Raw genomic sequence first — 18,472 nt, 5'->3', positions numbered from 1 at the left:
ATCGTGAACATACGTGGGGAAAATGCGGTAAAAATGGCTTCAGGCCGTGGTAATTGCGGCGCGACGGGGAGTGCGCCGACCACGGGAAACCCGCTGGCGGCAGGGAGTGCGGCGACAGCGAAAAATCCGGTGACGGCAGCAGGTCTGGCGGCGGCGACTGACCCCGCCCCGCCCCGGCTGCATTTTTGCGATCTTACCGTAGGCCAGGTGTTTCACAGCGCTGAGTATTACGTCGGCGCAGATGAAATCATCGAATTTTCAAAAAAATACGATCCCCAACCCTTCCATATGGACGACGAGCTGGCGAGGGATTCTATTTTTAATGGCCTGGCCGCCAGCGGATGGCATACCGTGGGAATTACCATGAATCTGCTGGTAAAAAGTCTGCCGCTGGCGAACGGCATTATCGGGACCGGGGTGGAAAAAATTAGCTGGCCCAGGCCGACGCGGCCCGGCGATATTTTGCGTATTAAAGCTAAAATCACCGAGATTGCGCCCTGTCCGCTGCGGCTGGACAGGGCACGGGTGAAAATTCACATCTGCACCTTCGGGCAGGACAACCGGCTGCGTCAGGATCTGATGGGAAACCTGCTGATCCTGAAATAGCCCATCGGCCGCAGAGACGCGGCGGGTTAATCTCAGCAATATCAGCCCGCGCGATCGTCAGCGAAGCTACTCGTCTGCGGTCGCGTATTTGATGACCTGCGTGTTCTGCCAGTCCGTTCGGTTAAACCACAGGATGGTCATCACCGCCATAAACAGGTTGGTGAGCGGAAAGGCCCACCACAGCCCGGCAATACCCAGCGCGGTATTGTGCGACAGTACCCACGCCAGCGGGATTTGAACCAGCCACTGCGAGATCATTGCCAGCGTCATGGTGGTCATGGTGCGCCCTGCCGCCCGGAAGGTGCCGCAGAGCGCCATTTGCAGGCCAATCAACCCGTAGCTGGGGGCAATCGTCTGCAGGAACTGCGAGCCATAATGGATGATGCTCTGCTGACCGGGCGTAAAGAACGCGATAAGAGAGGGCGCAAAGACAAACGCCAGCAGGCCGACGGCGCTCAGTCCGCAAAACGAAATGATCGCGCTCAGGCGTCCGATGGCGCGCGCGCGCTCAAACTGCCCGGCCCCGATGTTCTGCCCAACCAGCGCAGAGGTGGCTATCGACATGCCAATCGCCGGGACGATAACCAGCGCATTAATATTGTTTACCACCCCGTAGGACGCGGTCACCACCGTGCCCAGCAGCGTCACCATAAACATCATCACGTTGGCGCTCAGCGCATAGGTCACCAGCTCAATGGATGACGGCAGCCCGAGGCGAAATGCGCGGCTGATGGTTTCCAGCCGGGGCTTCATCGCCCGCAGGTGAATGGTGATCCCCACCCGGCCATAGCGCGCAAAGAGCAGCCCTACCCCCATCGCAAGGCACTGGTTGATCAGCGTGGCGATGCCCGCGCCGGTCACGCCAAAGGCGGGGATAATGCCCCAGCCAAAAATAAACAGCGGCGCGATAATCGCATTAAGGATCAGCGTGCCGAGCGTGATTAACAGCGGGATACGCACTTCGCCTGCTCCGCGCATCAGTGATTGCAGCATTGAAAAACCAAAGGTAAAGACCAGGCCACCCAGGGTAATGCGCAAAAAGCTGAGCGCTGCGGCCATCACATCCGCCTCGGTGCCCAGCCGGTGCAGGATCCACGGGGCCAGCAGCTCGCCCGCCAGCGAGACGGGAAGCGCAAACAGCCACGCCAGCAGCAGCACCTGAGCGGCGATCTCATCGGCGAGACGTTGCAGACCGGCACCGATGCACTGGGCCACCAGCGTCGATCCGGCCACGCTCAGGCCAATTCCCATCGCAAAAGCCAGAAAGAAGATCGGCTGACTGACCGAGATCGCCGCCACGGCCTTATCGCCCAGCCGCCCGACCCAGAACGCGTCCACCGTGATATACCCGGACTGTAAAAGATTAGATAAAATAACCGGTATGGCGATTTTCAGCAGGGAGCGCAGTATCGATCCTTCCAGCAGAGTATTCGGTGCATTGTCAGTAACGGCGGAAGCCAAGAGTCAATTCCTTAACCTGTAATAGTAGCGAATCGCCCCGCACGGTGGCGAGCGGAGCAGCAGTAAACCTCATGAATATTGAAGTATTTCTGATAAATTGCCACTACTGAATGCGTTATTGATCCTAAATGCATTTATGAGGGCGCTGTCGCATTAGCCCAGATAGCGTCGGCATGTGCCCCCTTCGATATCTGCTGCACGAAAACTTGCACAAGATCATAAAGAGGTCGATTGGTTATCGCTTCCGATTGCACACGGCGAACTTTCCTACAACAATAGTCATAACCAAATGTTACCGGTAACAAACGGGCCGGGGCATTATGCTTTTTCCTTAGGGGAGCCGGGCAATGAACCTTCTTAACAGCACGCTAAACCGCGTTACCCAGCGTATTATCAAACGCTCTGCCGCCACCCGCAGCCGCTACCTCGCCCGTATAGACGCTGCGCGCGACCATACCGTTCACCGATCCATGCTCACCTGCGGCAATCTGGCCCATGGGTTTGCGGCCTGCCAGCCGGATGATAAGGCGGCCCTGAAGAATTTGGTTCGCAGCGATATCGCCATCATTACCGCCTACAACGATATGCTGTCTGCCCACCAGCCCTACGAACATTATCCTGAGAAAATCCGGCGTGCGCTGCGCGAGGTGGGTGCGGTTGGCCAGGTCGCTGGCGGCGTACCGGCGATGTGCGACGGCGTGACCCAGGGCCAGGACGGGATGGAGCTGTCGCTGATGAGCCGCGATATCATCGCGATGTCCGCCGCGGTAGGCCTCTCTCATAATATGTTCGACGGGGCGCTGTTCCTTGGTATCTGCGACAAAATTGTTCCCGGCCTGGTGATGGCCGCGCTCTCCTTCGGCCATTTACCGGCGGTGTTCATACCCTCTGGCCCGATGAACAGCGGCCTGCCCAATAAGGAGAAAGTCCGCATTCGCCAGCTCTATGCGGAAGGTAAGGTCGACCGCCGCGCGCTGCTTGACGCCGAAGCGGCTTCCTATCATGGTATCGGGACCTGTACCTTTTATGGCACCGCCAACTCCAACCAGATGGTGATGGAGATGATGGGCCTGCATCTGCCCGGTGCCTCTTTTGTGCATCCTGATACGCCACTGCGCGAGGCACTGACCGATGCCGCTGCCCGCCAGGTTACCCGTCTGACCAGCAGCGCGGGCAGCTATATGCCCGTTGGCAGGCTGGTGGATGAGAAAGTCATCGTTAATGGCATTGTTGGACTGCTGGCAACCGGCGGCTCGACAAATCTGACCATGCATCTGGTTGCCATGGCGCAGGCCGCAGGCATACTGATTAACTGGGACGACTTCTCCGAGCTGTCAGAAGCGGTGCCATTGCTGTGTCGGATTTACCCTAACGGCCCGGCGGATATTAACCAGTTCCACGCGGCGGGTGGCGTCGCGCTGGTTGTTCGCGAGCTGCTCGACCATGGGCTGCTGCATAACGAGGTCAATACCGTGGCCGGTTACGGTCTTGAACGCTATACCCAGGAGCCATGGCTCGAAAAGGGTCAGCTGGCATGGCGCGACGGTCCGACGGCATCGCTGGACGATAAGGTGATTGCCCGCGTGGCAGCGCCGTTTGAACAGCACGGCGGGACAAAGGTGATGTCGGGGAATCTGGGCCGCGCGGTGATGAAAACCTCCGCCGTCCCGGCAGACCATCAGCTGATTGAAGCGCCCGCCGTGGTGTTTAACAGTCAGCACGATATCCAGCCCGCGTTCGAGGCGGGCGAGCTGAATAAGGACTGCGTGGTGGTGGTGCGCTTTCAGGGTCCGCAGGCCAACGGTATGCCGGAGCTGCATAAGCTGATGCCACCGCTGGGCGTGCTGCTGGATCGCGGATTTAGCGTGGCGCTGGTGACCGATGGACGTCTTTCCGGCGCATCGGGTAAGGTACCTTCCGCCATTCACGTTACGCCGGAAGCCTGTACTGGCGGTATGCTGGCGAAAGTGCGCAATGGCGATCGCATCCGGGTGGATGGCCGCACGGGCGAGTTAACGCTGCTGGTGAGTGACGCGGCGCTGGCCGCGCGTGAAGCTGACCACCCCGATCTCAGTGCAGAACATATTGGCTGTGGCCGCGAGCTGTTTGGCGCGCTGCGCAGCCAGCTTTCCGGGGCCGAACAGGGCGCCTGCTGCATCAAATTTTAAGGGAACCATCAGATGAAAAACTGGAAAACGAGTGCTGAAACCATCCTGACCGCCGGTCCGGTCGTACCGGTGATTGTCCTGAATAAGCTGGAGCATGCGGTGCCGATGGCCCGGGCGCTGGTCGCGGGCGGCGTGCGCGTGCTGGAGGTGACCCTGCGCACCTCATGCGCCCTGGAGGCGATTCGCGCCATCGCCCAGGAGGTGCCTGAGGCGATCGTGGGGGCCGGAACCGTGATCAATCCGCAGCAGCTACGCCAGGTGACGGAGGCGGGCGCGCAGTTCGCCATCAGTCCCGGCCTGACCCCGGCGCTGCTTGACGCCGCCTGTGCCGGTTCGATCCCCCTGATCCCGGGGATCAGCACTGTTTCAGAGCTGATGCTGGGCATGGATTATGGCCTGCGTGAGTTTAAGTTTTTCCCGGCCGAGGCTAACGGCGGCGTTAAGGCGCTCCAGGCCATCGCCGGCCCCTTCCCGCAGGTGCGCTTCTGCCCCACCGGGGGGATCTCTCCCGCCAACTACCGCGACTATCTGGCGCTGAAAAGCGTGCTCTGCATCGGCGGATCCTGGCTGGTGCCCGCCAGCGCCCTGGAGTCGGGCGATTACGCGCGGATTACCACGCTGGCGCGTGAGGCGGTTGGCGCAGCGTAGCGCTGACAGAAGCGCTGCCGACGGCGATAGGCGTAGACATCCTCAATGTGGCCTTCGCGGATGCGCTGCTGTACGCCCCGCCACCAGGACGCGCTAAACAGATCGCCGTGCATCTCATCAAACAGCGCGGCGATGGCGGGATCGGCGCAGAGATAGTGACGAAACTCCTCCGGGAAAATATCCTCCGGCGACACGCTATACCAGGGCTCGTGACTCAGCTCATCTTCCGGGTAGCGGGCCGTCGGAATATCGCGGAAGTTCACCTCCGTCATCGCGCTGATCTCGTCGTAATCATAAAACACCACCCGGCCATGGCGGGTGACGCCAAAGTTCTTATACAGCAGGTCGCCAGGAAAAATATTGGCCGCCGCCAGCTGCCTGACCGCATTCCCATACTCCTCAATGGCATCGCGCCGCTGCTGCCCGCTGGCCTGCTCCAGCCAGAGGTTAAGCGGCGTCATCCGTCGTTCCAGATAAAGGTGGCTGATAATCAGCCTGTCGCCGTCAATGCGTAGCTTCCCGGCGATCGCCTGCATTTCAGCCAGCAGCTCATCGCTTATTCGCGCGCGCTCGATGGCGAAATGTTCAAATTCCTGCGTGTCGGCCATCCTGCCTACCCGATCGTGCTCCTTCACCAGCTGGTAGCACTGCCGCACCCGCTCCGGGGTCACCTCCTTCTGTGGGGCAAACCGATCCTTAATCACTTTGAACACCCGATCGTAACCCGGCAGGGTAAATACCAGCATCACCAGCCCTCTGACGCCAGGCGCAATCGCAAATTTATCCTGGGTGGTGGCGATCGCAGTGAGATATTCGCGATAGCACTCCGTTTTGCCATGCTTCTGACAGCCGATGGCCATATACAGCTCGGCGGTGGTTTTTTCCGGCAGGATCTCCCGCAGCCACGCCACCAGCGCCGCAGGCAGCGGGGCATAGACCATAAAGTAGGCGCGGGCGAAGCCAAAGACGATGCTCGCTTCACGTTTGCGGGTCAGGCAGGTATCAATCAGCAGCTCCCCCGCCTCGCTACGATGCAGCGGCAGGAGGAAGGCGTACACGCCGGAGGGCAGATGCAGTTTACCTACCAGCCAGGCGGCTTTGTTACGGTAAAAAAGCTCCTGAAAAACCTGCAACCGCCCTGACGCCAGCTCCTGCGCCGGGAAATTTTCATGCAGATGCGCGACGACATAAGCAATGTCCCGCGCCCTGTCCTGCCAGGGCAGACGCAGGGGCAGCTCGCTCAGCACGCCTTCCAGCAGCGACGTCCAGCCGTTTTCAGCGGAAAATTCTTTTGCCAGCGGACGCGGAATAGCGCGGAAGCGCCCCTCCGGCTGGGAACTGAAGATAAACAGCCGCTCGGGCGTCAGCAGCTGATGGCCATACAGGCGGCAGTAAACCGAGTTGAAGAAGCTTTCGGCGATCTCAAAACGCGGATAGTCGGCCAGCATATCGGTGTACAGCGCCTTAACCCGCAGCAGAAAATCACCGTCAAAGGCCTGCTGGCCGGTAATGCAGCGTAATTGTTCCACCACCAGCCCAACGTGGCGATCGTAAAGATGAATACGCGCTTTCATTGCCGCCTGAACGGCTACCCAGTCAGCCTGCTCGAAACGGTGCTGAGCGCCCGCCGTGATATCCAGGAAGCGTCCATACTGCGCATCGAATCCCTGAAGAATGGTTTGAGCGACCAGCGTTTCCAGGTGTGCCATAGCTCCCCCTCTACCCTGTCTGGCCGGCTGCTTTGGGTCAGCCGGCCATGCGCGATTACGTTTGTAATCCGTCACGCCTGCGGGCGCTGAGATATCAGGCGCGGATATGCCTGAGCGCCCTGCTGTCTCCGTCAGAACTGCTGCTCTTCGGTTGAGCCAGTCAGCGCGGTCACGGAGGAGACGCCCCCCTGAATAATGGTGGTGACGCTGTCGAAGTAGCCGGTGCCCACCTCCTGCTGGTGCGAGGAGAAACTGTAGCCCTGCTCGCGCGCGGAAAATTCCGGCTGCTGCACTTTTTCAACGTAGTGGCGCATCCCCTCGCCCTGCGCGTAAGCCTGCGCCAGGTCGAACATGTTGAACCACATGCTGTGGATGCCTGCCAGGGTAATAAACTGGAAGCGATAGCCCATCTCCGCCAGCGACTGCTGAAAATGCGCGATGGTGCGGTCATCAAGATTTTTCTTCCAGTTAAACGAGGGCGAACAGTTATAGGCCAGCAGTTTTCCGGGGAAGCGCGCATGGATGGCCTCTGCAAAGCGCTTCGCCGCCGCCAGGTCGGGCGTGGAGGTTTCGCACCACAGCACGTCAGCATAGGGCGCGTAAGCCAGCCCGCGACTGATCGCCTGATCCACTCCGGCCCGCGTACGGAAGAATCCTTCCGGCGTGCGCTCGCCGGTAATAAATTCGCCGTCGTACGGGTCACAGTCGGAGGTGATCAGGTCGGCGGCATCGGCATCGGTACGCGCTATCAGCACCGTCGGCACGCCCATCACGTCGGCTGCCAGCCTGGCCGCCACCAGCTTCTGGATCGCTTCCTGGGTAGGCACTAATACTTTACCGCCCATATGGCCGCACTTCTTCGCGGAGGCGAGCTGATCTTCAAAATGGACGCCGCCGGCACCGGCCTGGATCATCGCTTTCATCAGCTCAAACGCGTTGAGCACGCCGCCAAATCCCGCCTCGGCGTCGGCCACGATGGGCAGGTAGTAATCGACGTAGCGCGGATCCTCCGGCGCTATCTCGCTGGCCCACTGGATCTGGTCGGCGCGCTGAAAGGTATTATTGATTCGTTCGACCACGTTCGGCACCGAGTTGGCCGGGTAGAGGGACTGGTCGGGATACATGCTGCCAGCGAGGTTAGCATCTGCTGCCACCTGCCACCCGGAGAGATAGATCGCTTCAATGCCCGCTTTCGCCTGCTGGAGCGCCTGCCCGCCGGTGAGTGCGCCCAGGCTGTTGATGTAGCCCTTCTTCGCGCCGCCGTTCAGCAGCGACCAGAGCTTTTCCGCGCCAAGCTGCGCCAGCGTACAGGCCGGGACGATCGATCCCCGCAGTTTTACCACTTCCTCTGCGCTGTAGGGGCGGGTAATGCCCTTCCAGCGTGCGGTTTGCCAGTTCTGTTCTATCTGTTCAGTCTGTTGGGTGCGAGAAGTCATAGCGGGTGCCTCTTTTTGATTAACGTGGGAGATCAGTGAAGTAAGCGATAACCCGGCAGCGTCAGGAATTCGATCAACCCGGATTCCGTGGTTATGTGTTCCATCAGGTCGGCCGCTTCGCTAAAGCGCCCCTGGCAGTAGCGCTGGTCCCCCAGCTCGTCCTGAATGACGCGCATCTCTTCTGCCAGCATCTGGCGGAACAGCGCAGCGGTGACCACCTCGCCGCTTTGGAGCGTTTTGCCATGGCGGATCCACTGCCAGATTGAGGTACGGGAGATTTCAGCCGTCGCGGCATCTTCCATCAGGCCGTAAACCGGCACGCAGCCGTTACCCGAGATCCAGGCCTCGATGTATTGCACTGCCACGCGGATGTTGGCGCGCATCCCCGCTTCCGTGCGCTCGCCGGCACAGGGTTCAAGAAGCTGTTCCGCGGTAATTGGGGGATCGTCCTCGCGCAGCACGTCGAGCTGGTTTTGCCTGTCGCCCAGCGCGTCGCTGAAGAGCGTCATGACGGCGTCCGCCAGTCCCGGATGGGCAATCCAGGTGCCGTCATGTCCGTTAGCCGCCTCACGTGCTTTGTCAGCCCGCACGCGGTTGAGCACCCACTGATTACGCTCGGCATCTTTGCTGGGGATAAACGCCGCCATGCCGCCCATCGCAAAAGCGCCGCGTCGGTGGCAGGTTTTAATCAGCAGGCGGGAGTAGGCATCAAGAAAGCCTTTATCCATTGTGACCAGCTGGCGATCGGGCAGAACGCGATCCGGGTGGTTTTTCAGAGTTTTGATGTAGCTGAAGATATAGTCCCAGCGGCCGCAGTTGAGACCGACGATATGATCGCGAAGATGAAACAGGATTTCATCCATCTGAAATACGGCGGGCAGCGTTTCAATCAGCAGCGTGACCCTGATGGTGCCGCGCGGCAGGCTGAAACGATCTTCAGCGTAGCTAAAGACGCGATGCCACCATGCGGCCTCCTGCCAGCTCTGGGTTTTTGGCAGGTAGAAGTAGGGGCCGCTGCCTTTCGCCAGCAGGGCCTCAACGTTATGGAAGAAGTAGAGCGCAAAGTCGAACAGGCTGGCGGGGATCGGCTCGCCCTGCCAGGTGACGTGTTTTTCCGGCAGGTGCAGGCCACGGACGCGGCATACCAGCACCGCAGGGTCGGGCTTGAGCTGATAGATTTTGCCCGCCTCGTTGCTGTAGCTGATCGTGCCGTTGACTGCATCACGCAGATTGATTTGTCCCTCTATCACTTTTTCCCAGCTGGGTGCCAGCGAGTCCTCAAAATCTGCCATAAAGACGTCAACGTTGGCGTTTAGCGCGTTGATGATCATTTTGCGTTCTACGGGCCCGGTAATTTCCACCCGGCGACGCTGAAGATCGGTCGGTATTGGGCGGATTTTCCAGTCGGCGTTTTTAATGGAATCCGTTTCCAAAAGAAAGCCTGGCAGCTCCCCGTCATCATAACGTGCCTGCGTTCGTTCTCTTTCTTCCAGTAACGCATTCCGCTGGGGGGTGAATTGCTCCACCAGCGCGCTAAGAAAGTCGATGGCCGCATCGGTAAGGATTTCCTTTTCGGCCCTGCCGAAGGGGCGCTGGAACGCCAGTTCCCGGCTGATAACCTGTTGTGTCATAGCTCCACTCCCGTCATCTAAGCTGTTTGCCTGCGTCCCGACGCGGGCCTGTTTTGCCGCTGTGTATTTATTGACCGGCTGTTCCAAATATAATCATTCGATTTCTAAAATCAAAAACTATTTCCATTTTTAGTTGGTGATCGTTGTAACTTTATGATTTTGGGATTAATAAAGTTTATTTATGAAAGGAAGGTGTTTTCATATAAGGGAATTGCGGTCATGGGGGCGTCAGGGTCATTGCGTTCGGGCCGGGGATGAGTAGAAAAAAGCAGGGGAAAGGGCTCTGAAGTTGGCCGGGTTGGCTGGTGCTGCAAAGGTCCGGGGGGTCGCCTGCCGGTAGGGTCCGGTGCTGCGAAGGGCTGGGAGTCGCTTGCGGGTGGGGGCCTGTGCTGCAAAGGCCGGGGAGTCGCTTGCGGGTGGGGCCCGGTGCTGCGAAGTTCGGTGGTATCGCCTACGGGAGGGGCCCGGTGCCTGGCGGTCCTCGCGCCGCGCGTGGCGCGGTTCCTTCGCTCCGTTCGTCGACCTTTCGGACCGGGCATGACGGGACGTCCCTGTCCCGGCATGCCCTTGGGCCAGCATCCCTGCTGGCCCATCCGGGTCTTCCTCCCTGCGCTCTGCGCTGCGGATTGCCTGTCACCGGGCCCCTCCCGCCGGCTTATTGCATTGTGCTGGCTGTTGGTAAAAGCGGTTTTGGATATTCCCTTTGCAATGTGCTGGCTGTGAGTTGAAGCGGTTCAGGATATCCCTTTTGCACTGTGCTGGCTGTGGGTTGAAGCGGTTCAGGATATTCCTTTTGCAATGTGCTGGCTGTAAGTTAAGCCATTGATAGTAATATTCTTTGTTGTTTGATGTGGCTAAGCAGATTAGCCAAAAACAGTGGGTATGATCGAGGCAGCCCCTGACATGGGGGTAAACGGCGTTCGAAGCCCAGTTAAACGGAAACTTATGATAAGAACCTAGCCATATGATTTTTAGTCCGTAAAGTCGTGGCATTGTCAGTCAGATTTACGTTGATCTGATTAACGGGTTTATTAACACAAGATATGCCGAAAACCGCATGACTACTGGCATCAACGGAAAGAGTAAACAAAACCCTCGTGATCTTTACTCGCTCAATCTGCTCAAAAAATGCACTTAGCGTACGATCTCGCACGGTTGGGCTTTGAACCCCTACTAATGTTGACTCTCCACCCCCTTTGATTTTAAACGCTTAAATTGAGCCTTTTCGGGACTTTTTAATATAATGGCTTTCAAGCGCCCCGGCGAATCGGGGTTCATCACATATCGAGGCCGGAATCCGTAAAAGATGATGTTATCCGGCATGATTCAGGCACTGAATTATGTTGCTTATTTGTTATAAAAACCTCGGTTTCCCTTAGAGACGTAATTCCTCACTAAAGGGTTATTTGTCTGAATTAAAGGTATAATCAGGAAGCGTTGTAATCATACAAAGGAAGGGGCAAAGGAATGAACAATCTGTTTCTAAAGGCTGATAACGTTGCCGGCGAATCTCAGGATGCAGCCCACAAGGGCTGGATTGACATCAATTCCTATAATTGGGGCGCTCAGAGAGCCGCGGCAGGCAATGGAGCAGTCAGTTATAACAATCTCTCAGTGCATACCATTATTGATAAAGCGACGCCTGCAATGCTGCTGTTTGCTTCAAATGGTACCAAAATTCGTAAAGTAGAGCTGTCAGGTTGCAAGGCTGGCGGAACAGCAATCGAGTATTACCGCATCACACTGGAAGATGTAATCGTCGCCCAGATATTGCTTAGCGATTCTGGAGACGCAAACGTTGAGTATGAATTTCAGGCTGACTCAGTAAAAATGCAGTATTGGGAACAAAGCCCGACCGGCGGAAAGGGGGCAGAAACTCGATCAGGTTGGAACATTAAAAACAATGTTTCGCAATATTGAACTGAGGGGGGCGCCCCCTTTTTTATCGTTTAGGCTTTACTCACTTTTTTTTCGGTTCATCAACCTTTCTAAAACCCCACCGCCAAACCATACAATCAAAACGAGCGTAATTAATACTAACTTCCCCCAATGCTCAGGAATAAAAATAAAATATATGGTTGAAAGAAATAAAAATACAGCCAATAAAACCCAGTCAAAAAACATAACGGCGATTAACTTTATGATATTTTTCATTCAACACGCTCAATAATGCTTACAATTTCATTGTAGTCAGTTGATGGCATTGATTTTATATTCTTAATTACTTTTGAAAGCGTTGGCTCAATATATATATATAACATTTCTATTTTCATTTTATATATAATGGAATAAAAAACAGGGTCTAAGCTCCTTAACCGCCTGGCAGCCAGCGCAGCTTTTTGGCTGTTTCCATATATCTGGAATATTGTCAAAACCGTGGCCCCCCTGGCGTTAACCATGGTTCTTACAGCATTAGATACACCTACGGACTCAGACAATCCTGTAGCTAAAGCATATGATATGGTAATTTTTGTTGCTGTTCCTACCGCCTTACTTGATGCAATACCCGCACCTTTTCGAGCCAATTCTTGCAGGGACGATTTATCTGAATTGTTAGGTTTATTCTTTAAGACATAATCCACGTAGATCTTGAATATATCAAATAATGCATCTCTGCGATTATATAATTCAATCACTGACATAAACATGCGAACATCTTCACTCTTTAATTCTTTACATACATCTTGATATTTATCAAAAAAACATGATGAGTACCATGAGGCACGCTCCATGCCTAAATAGATATCATTTAATGATTTGCGAACAGCTCCAGGCACTGAGGCGATTCCTTTCTGAAGAGAATCAGCAACTTTTTTATCGGATTCTAATTTAAATTTTAAGTAAGCTGAGTTATTCATTTTATATCATCCTTAATAATTAAATATTATTATATATCTAATTTATTCTTATGTATATGATCGTTAAAGAGGCTGCAATCTATCTTAATCGGCATATGAAACGTCCATCCAAAAAATTTTGGTGACTTGCCGCTTACAACACCCAGCATAGCCAATTTAGGGAACTTTAATTACGGTTCTACCGACATGGCTGCGGGCATACCTACTGAGATGTTACTGAGAGGAGGTGGCTTTGCACAAGGGCGTGCGCGTACTTATGACTCAGGGTGGGGGTATGGTACAGAGAGGTGCCTTATGGTGATGACCCAAGCGGTCATTTTTGGATTCAACAGGGGATCGGCTATGCGCATAAACATGGCTTTTATATGGGCCACAGAGCGCTGACTGCAATCCTTCTAATAATAGTCATTGTGGGGCGCGCTTTGGTATTCAGACAACGCGCCGCGCAATGACTGTTTAATCACCGTCAGATAACATCTGGCTGTACTTCACGCAGTATCAGGATGCTTAATCCACCGATTCGGATACGTTCCGCTATTACCTCAATACCAAAATAAGTGACCCGCTGCCGACCATCACTAAATCGGCACCTGTTCTGCAGGCTGACACGGACAGTGCTGTGGTAACGTCGATTGGTTAAGATGTAATTATTAAACTCACCTCCAAGGTGGATTCTTTCTCTAATTCATCATTTTTCTATGAGGTTAAAACTGCCGTTATGCCACGAATCGACCTGAACTCAACCGCGTCCGACCTTTGGAAATAATGTTCACTATGTAAAGGCAAAACCCTGGCAGCCCTTTAATTTCATGCCACCAGGGGTACCTTTAATTTGTTCATTTCCACATAGTAGATTAACATTCTGATGCTTTTAACATATTGTGTTTGAAGCATTACAGCCCCTCGTGGGCTGTTGTTATTCCTGCCTCCATAACTCACCAGTATCCACGCATGGGAAGCCATGACAACGCCGTTGAAACTCATCTTTATACTGTATGGCGATGAGCTTCTGCTGCTCATGCCAGTGCTAATGGCCAGCAACGAACGCCATAGGCATGCTGCACCAAGAGCTGTAATCGGTACCCTCACCGCGTTGAGCCGCCCGTGCGCCGTCAAACCAGCCAGAAAGGAAGTCTGCACGCTCCACCAGCTCAACCGTGAAATCGTCCCCATCGCCATGCAGGCGGACGATCCCGGTAGTGGCCAGCCGCTCAAGTGTGGCAATATTTCCTGTAACGTCCGTCCCAGAGTAATGGCCTGCTGAGTCAACGTAACTGAAATGGGTGTATGGCGTCGGATCGTCTACATGGTGCGCGCGCCACGGCAGTTAGGACCCACATCTGTTTGCGTGATACCTTCCCGGTATTTTTCCTCTTGGCATAACAGCATTTACTGCTGAGTTTGCTCTTTACAGTCGGCAGTCTGGTAAGCAGAATACAACCGCGAAAAAATCTTTCCATGTGGAGTAGGGGATTCTTTCACCGCTTTTTCCAATTTGGCCTGGAATATTTCGCTAGATTGCTGACAATTTATGCCTCGTAACTTTTCCTGCTCATTATATTTTCTGGCTCTAAGCACCATAAGCGGGGCTAAGGCACCTTCATGACCAGGCACTGCACCCAACTCAGCAGCCACACCTGGCATGGCAAGGAACTGGCCTACTTCTGCGGCCGCTTCTTCAGCTGGGGTAAGATCACCAGCCAGTACATGTGTGGATATAGCCCCAATAAAAATCAAGGTCCATTTATTTTTCGTCATTTATTATTGTTCCATTTAGAGATATTTAAAAAACAGGAATATACATGTTGTATGGTTATTAACAATCGGGATTTCCTACCGGGTGACTCCTTTTTAATCGTTTTCCTTTATACCTGTCATTGCGCCTTAACGGCTCATTTGCCAGCAGTGGTGTTTGAAGTCCGATGGAACGGAAAGTACGATAAGAACGTAACTATATAATTTTTAGCCTGTAAAGTCGTGGCATTGTCAGTCAGATTTACGTTGATCTGATTAACGGATTTATCAACACAAGATGTGCCGAAAACTGCATGATTACTGGCATCAACGGAAAGAGTAAACAAAACTCTCGTTATCTTTACTCGCTCAATCTGCTCAAAAAATGCACTTAGCGTACGATCTCGCACGGTTGGGCTTTAAACCCCATAATCGACTAAGAAACGGGATAGCCCATTACAAATATGAGTACAAGGAGTCTACCCAGGTCATCACGTATTACCCTTTCAAAGAAGGGATGAACAGAGAGAAAGCACAAGAAATTACGTTCATTGAATTCATTCGTAAGTCACTGCTTTTGTGTAGAGAAGTTCACAACTCTTTCCTATCCGAACAGCAGAAAAGTTGATTATTTTTCGAGCACGCTTTTTCTGTTTCAGTTAAGATTCCCGCACAGTTCAGAATTACACATTGGTCACCTAAGGGAAAATACATTACATGGATCTTAACCAGTTGAAGACTTTTGTAACGGTAGCAGAGACATCAAACCTGACTCGTGCGGCCAGCCTGCTTTTTCTTAGCCAACCGGCGGTGAGTGCGCATATCAAATCACTTGAAAGTGAGTTCAAAGTTCGCTTGTTTACGCGAACCCCCAGAGGCATGGAACTGACGCCAACAGGTATTGTTATGCGCGATGAAGCCCGCGTAGCGCTAGCAGCAGCCAGTAAATTTGTACAGAAAGCACGTTCTATGAATGAGGTCGGCACCTGCAAATTAGGGACTATTTCTGTACCCGTTATACTGAATCTGCCTGGGGTTCTGTCTGAACTTCGCCAACGTCATCAAAATGTCAATCTGAACATTAGCCAGAATATATCTGGTCATATCATTGACGCTGTCGTGAATGGTGAAATCGATGCGGGATTTGTGATAGGTGATATCCATGATAAGCGCCTGGAGGTGATGGTTATCTCTCCGATAACGCTTTGCATTGTTGGACCGTGGGCATGGGGTGGTAAAATTCAGGCTGCGGAGTGGGCAGATATCCAGACATTTCCCTGGATCACCACTCCGGATAAGTGCTCTTTCTCAACTATCACTCGGGAGCTTTTTGAGCGCAATAACGCGATACTTACCCCTTCTATGGTCGCTGACCAAGAGAAAACACTTACTGAACTAGTCTGTCTTGAAATGGGGTTGACGTTGATGCGTGAAGATATTGCTTTGCCCGCACAGGATAGCGAGCAGGTCTATATTTGGCCTAAAGCAAAAACGGTGAGTCAGCTTTGTTTTATCTGGGCTAAAGGCAGAGAGCCTTCACCGGTGGTCAATGCATTGATTGAGTCGGTGAAGACGCTCTGGACGCTGTCCTGCCGTTAGGTTCGACTGGTAGCCATTGCCGGTACCGACAGTTTGGCTTGAGCCAGTTTACGCTGGTTCAGGTTGTTTAAGATGAGTGCAGTTGCCGTAATGCCTGCTCCCAGCAACTGAACAGATGTCGGTACCACACCACTCAGTGCCGACACGATAAAAGCTGTGACCGGCACGACATCCATGAAGAGCACTCCGTTAGTTGCCGTGATGATTTTATTCCCTACGTTCCAGCAAAGAACAGCCATCAGACCTGCGATCAGGGCCATGTACAACAAATGCGGCATGACAATGCTCACCGTTGAAATGCTTGGTGCAGAGATATACCCCGTCAGCACAAGTGTCACATCAATGGCGGCAACACTAATCATGCCTAAGAGTGTTGTCATAGTTGTGTAACGAACAGGGCTCCAGTGAGGGAAATAACTGCCACCAACTGTGTATAAGACCCAGCATAATGCCCCGGCAATCAAAAGCAGGTTTGCTGTCAGGTTTGAGGGTGAGTTCATAATTTCAGCGATACTGCCATTTGAGATAACCAGTAATACACCGGCGAATGACATCAGAATGAACCCGAAGGTGCTAGCATGTGGACGATTCTTTTTCAACAACCAGATCGTCAATAAACCTAACATTGGCATCGTGGCCATCATTATCGATGCCGTCAGAGCACCAGAAGGACCGGCCATGTGCTGGCCCAGGAAAACCAGAAAACCAAATCCAGCAAACCCGAAGGTACCGAACAACCAAGCCAGGCCCCAACGCTCGCCTTTCAAATTGAATCCTTTTTTCCCCTCCATATAGAATAGAATAAGGGCGAATGCCAATCCTGCAATAGCATAGCGTATGGTGGTGAAGTTAAATGGATCAATATACTGCAATGCATCGGTCATGACAGGAAACATTGCTCCCCAAGAAAGAGTCGCTAACAAACAGCAAATCAGACCTTTTGAATAACTGTTATTCATGATGTTTACCCTTAAATTAAAATGTTACATTGTGACGGTATCATTATTGATGGAACTGATTATTTCATTGTCTGTTTGAGATGACTATTCGTAAGTAATTATGTGGCTATCAACTTTTCTGATAGCCCCCCCATGAACCATAGTCAACTAGGCGGCAGATAAAATACGCACAACTTCATTAAAACGCACTTTGCCACTGGGGCTGTATGGGATCGCTTCGACTTTCTTCGCCTTGATATTGATAACATTGCTACTTTCAAATTTCTGAATTATTTTATTCGTGAGGTTGCCAATTTCACTCTGATCACCTTGTTTTGTACTGAATATACATTTTATATTGGCTTCTCCATTCTCTATGACAGAAATAACAGCCACATCAGACACACAAGGTAACGCACGAATGTTATCTTCTATACTATACAGAGGGGAAAAGGTATCAGTGTCACCATTACGGTTCAGCAAAAATAGTCTGCCTTGTTTGTCCAGGTAGCCATGATCCGTCATTAGAAAATATCTAATGCCATCAATGATGTGGAACGGGCGAGTGCCGTCGCTGTATTCATCCATCAGCATGTAGCTAGCAACAGCGACCCGACCATTCACCCCTTCCTTCACGGGATGAAGGTTTTTATCAAGGACAATTATTTCATTTCCATCAAACGCTCTGCCGACACTTTTAGGATAAAGCGCCATGTCTTCTGGCTCCGATAAAACATTAACTCCTGACTCTGTACAACCATAATATTCATAAAAGACAGGGCCAAATAAATTCATTGCCGCATGCTTGTTCTTAACCGAAAAATAGCTGCCACCCACGAGTACCCAGCGAAGATAGAATTGATACCCTCCATTGTCAGCAAGTTGTGCCAGCTTGTTCACCAAATTGGGTGTCATGACGCTTGCCGTTACGTTATTCTGAGACAGGGTTGAGATGATATTATCGTCATCATCTTGGTCTACGATATAAATGGGGCTTCCCAGGCCCATAAACATTCGTGCCCACCCGTTCCCCGCGGCATGGTACAGTGGCAGGATCAGCAGAAATCCACCGTCATTCCCGAAATCGTATCGCTCACTAAACCAGGCAAACCGTCGCGCGTCAAATGATTGGTAGCGCAGTGCTATTTTAGGGAGTGAACTTGTCCCTGACGTTAAAGAAACGGCCCGGAATGGAGGCGAAATATGACCTTCCAGTAGCATATCTATTTTGAGCGCATGATGTTCACCAATGCTTTTGATAATCGGATCTGTTAGCGAATCGATGGCCAATATGGTACTGCCGGTTGTGTTCAACTGATTCAACTCATCCGGGGAATACAGACTGTAGGAAACGAGCAGAATGTCTGGGTTAATCTTCTTTATCAAGGAGGTTAATGTATCTACCGGTAATGAGTAATCCAAGCCATTAACTGGAATGCCCAATGTTGTAAAAGCGGCAAGCCAGCAAATGACATCTGCATTGTTTTTTGATAAATAGCAGGCGGAACGCAGCTGATCTTTGTTGTACATGCTTTTTAAAAATACTATTCGAGATTCTGTTTGGGTGAGAATTTGCTGCCATGTATAGTGCACGCCTTTATCAACAATGCAACTATGGTCTTTTTGGCGCGAGGTAATGTCTCTCATTTTTTCTAATGTGATCATGTGGATATATCCTTAAGAG

Annotated in this window: 14 protein-coding genes; 5 read left to right on the top strand and 9 right to left on the bottom strand. The window is 52.7% G+C overall.

Translation table 11 applies throughout. From position 1 onward, the window contains the following. The first annotated feature begins 3 nt into the window (after positions 1–3). Positions 4–606 (top strand): MaoC/PaaZ C-terminal domain-containing protein, encoded by a 603-nt coding sequence (locus AAGR22_RS01665; RefSeq protein ID WP_345829903.1) that lies wholly within the window; start codon positions 4–6, stop codon positions 604–606. 66 nt (positions 607–672) lie between these two features. On the opposite strand, the gene AAGR22_RS01660 is transcribed toward AAGR22_RS01665, so the two are convergent. Then, positions 673–2,067: an MATE family efflux transporter gene (locus tag AAGR22_RS01660; RefSeq protein ID WP_345829901.1), complete on the bottom strand. Its 1,395-nt coding sequence runs from the start codon at positions 2,065–2,067 to the stop codon at positions 673–675. A 347-nt stretch (positions 2,068–2,414) separates the two neighbouring features. Between AAGR22_RS01660 and edd the strand changes: the two genes are divergently transcribed. Then, positions 2,415–4,235: a phosphogluconate dehydratase gene (edd, locus tag AAGR22_RS01655; protein WP_067710169.1), complete on the top strand. Its 1,821-nt coding sequence runs from the start codon at positions 2,415–2,417 to the stop codon at positions 4,233–4,235. A gap of 12 nt (positions 4,236–4,247) precedes the next feature. Beyond that, the gene (locus AAGR22_RS01650; protein WP_067710167.1) at positions 4,248–4,883 is read left to right on the top strand and encodes a bifunctional 4-hydroxy-2-oxoglutarate aldolase/2-dehydro-3-deoxy-phosphogluconate aldolase; all 636 of its coding nucleotides are present in this window, start codon (positions 4,248–4,250) and stop codon (positions 4,881–4,883) included. Here AAGR22_RS01650 and aceK read toward each other — a convergent pair. From aceK to aceB, 3 genes are all read right to left on the bottom strand, one after another. Continuing rightward, positions 4,835–6,592, bottom strand: a complete 1,758-nt coding sequence (aceK, locus tag AAGR22_RS01645; RefSeq protein WP_067710165.1) for a bifunctional isocitrate dehydrogenase kinase/phosphatase — start codon at positions 6,590–6,592, stop codon at positions 4,835–4,837. The two genes, AAGR22_RS01650 and aceK, sit on opposite strands and share 49 nt — an antisense overlap. 131 nt (positions 6,593–6,723) lie before the next feature. Continuing rightward, a complete protein-coding gene (gene aceA / locus AAGR22_RS01640; protein WP_345829896.1) occupies positions 6,724–8,028 on the bottom strand; it encodes an isocitrate lyase in 1,305 nt (434 codons plus the stop codon). 32 nt (positions 8,029–8,060) lie between these two features. Then, entirely contained in the window at positions 8,061–9,659 is a 1,599-nt protein-coding gene (gene aceB / locus AAGR22_RS01635; RefSeq protein WP_345829895.1) for a malate synthase A, read from the bottom strand. 1,467 nt (positions 9,660–11,126) lie between these two features. Here aceB and AAGR22_RS01630 point away from each other — a divergent pair. Next, positions 11,127–11,579: a type VI secretion system tube protein Hcp gene (locus AAGR22_RS01630; RefSeq protein WP_345829894.1), complete on the top strand. Its 453-nt coding sequence runs from the start codon at positions 11,127–11,129 to the stop codon at positions 11,577–11,579. Between the two features lie 36 nt (positions 11,580–11,615). Here the strand turns inward: AAGR22_RS01630 and AAGR22_RS01625 are convergent, their stop codons facing one another. The 3 genes from AAGR22_RS01625 to AAGR22_RS01615 all read right to left on the bottom strand — a co-directional run bounded on the left by AAGR22_RS01625 (position 11,616) and on the right by AAGR22_RS01615 (position 14,275). Further along, a complete protein-coding gene (locus tag AAGR22_RS01625) occupies positions 11,616–11,813 on the bottom strand; it encodes a hypothetical protein (protein ID WP_345829893.1) in 198 nt (65 codons plus the stop codon). Continuing rightward, positions 11,810–12,517 (bottom strand): hypothetical protein, encoded by a 708-nt coding sequence (locus tag AAGR22_RS01620; RefSeq protein ID WP_345829892.1) that lies wholly within the window; start codon positions 12,515–12,517, stop codon positions 11,810–11,812. Before AAGR22_RS01620 ends, AAGR22_RS01625 begins: the two co-directional genes overlap by 4 nt. 1,389 nt (positions 12,518–13,906) lie before the next feature. Further along, complete coding sequence (locus AAGR22_RS01615) at positions 13,907–14,275, bottom strand: hypothetical protein (protein WP_345829890.1); 369 nt, start codon at positions 14,273–14,275, stop codon at positions 13,907–13,909. A 693-nt stretch (positions 14,276–14,968) separates the two neighbouring features. Here AAGR22_RS01615 and AAGR22_RS01610 point away from each other — a divergent pair. After that, complete coding sequence (locus AAGR22_RS01610; protein WP_345829889.1) at positions 14,969–15,850, top strand: LysR family transcriptional regulator; 882 nt, start codon at positions 14,969–14,971, stop codon at positions 15,848–15,850. On the opposite strand, the gene AAGR22_RS01605 is transcribed toward AAGR22_RS01610, so the two are convergent. Then, positions 15,847–16,809, bottom strand: coding sequence for a DMT family transporter (locus AAGR22_RS01605; protein WP_345829888.1), 963 nt, complete (start codon positions 16,807–16,809; stop codon positions 15,847–15,849). The two genes, AAGR22_RS01610 and AAGR22_RS01605, sit on opposite strands and share 4 nt — an antisense overlap. 147 nt (positions 16,810–16,956) lie before the next feature. Next, on the bottom strand, positions 16,957–18,453 hold the full coding sequence (locus tag AAGR22_RS01600; protein ID WP_345829887.1) for a class I adenylate-forming enzyme family protein: 1,497 nt from the start codon (positions 18,451–18,453) through the stop codon (positions 16,957–16,959). Between the last annotated feature and the right edge of the window lie 19 nt (positions 18,454–18,472).

The organism is Erwinia sp. HDF1-3R, from assembly GCF_039621855.1.
Classification (GTDB): domain Bacteria; phylum Pseudomonadota; class Gammaproteobacteria; order Enterobacterales; family Enterobacteriaceae; genus Erwinia.
Note: the sequence above shows the minus strand (reverse complement) of the source record. Positions and strands in the feature narration are given on the sequence as shown.

Coding starts and splice junctions, on each gene's coding strand:
- edd (WP_067710169.1), top strand. CDS start 2,415: ATGAACCTTCTTAACAGCACGCTAAACCGCGTTACCCAGCGTATTATC.
- AAGR22_RS01650 (WP_067710167.1), top strand. CDS start 4,248: ATGAAAAACTGGAAAACGAGTGCTGAAACCATCCTGACCGCCGGTCCG.
- aceK (WP_067710165.1), bottom strand. CDS start 6,592: ATGGCACACCTGGAAACGCTGGTCGCTCAAACCATTCTTCAGGGATTC.
- aceA (WP_345829896.1), bottom strand. CDS start 8,028: ATGACTTCTCGCACCCAACAGACTGAACAGATAGAACAGAACTGGCAA.
- aceB (WP_345829895.1), bottom strand. CDS start 9,659: ATGACACAACAGGTTATCAGCCGGGAACTGGCGTTCCAGCGCCCCTTC.
- AAGR22_RS01630 (WP_345829894.1), top strand. CDS start 11,127: ATGAACAATCTGTTTCTAAAGGCTGATAACGTTGCCGGCGAATCTCAG.
- AAGR22_RS01625 (WP_345829893.1), bottom strand. CDS start 11,813: ATGAAAAATATCATAAAGTTAATCGCCGTTATGTTTTTTGACTGGGTT.
- AAGR22_RS01620 (WP_345829892.1), bottom strand. CDS start 12,517: ATGAATAACTCAGCTTACTTAAAATTTAAATTAGAATCCGATAAAAAA.
- AAGR22_RS01615 (WP_345829890.1), bottom strand. CDS start 14,275: ATGACGAAAAATAAATGGACCTTGATTTTTATTGGGGCTATATCCACA.
- AAGR22_RS01610 (WP_345829889.1), top strand. CDS start 14,969: ATGGATCTTAACCAGTTGAAGACTTTTGTAACGGTAGCAGAGACATCA.
- AAGR22_RS01605 (WP_345829888.1), bottom strand. CDS start 16,809: ATGAATAACAGTTATTCAAAAGGTCTGATTTGCTGTTTGTTAGCGACT.
- AAGR22_RS01600 (WP_345829887.1), bottom strand. CDS start 18,453: ATGATCACATTAGAAAAAATGAGAGACATTACCTCGCGCCAAAAAGAC.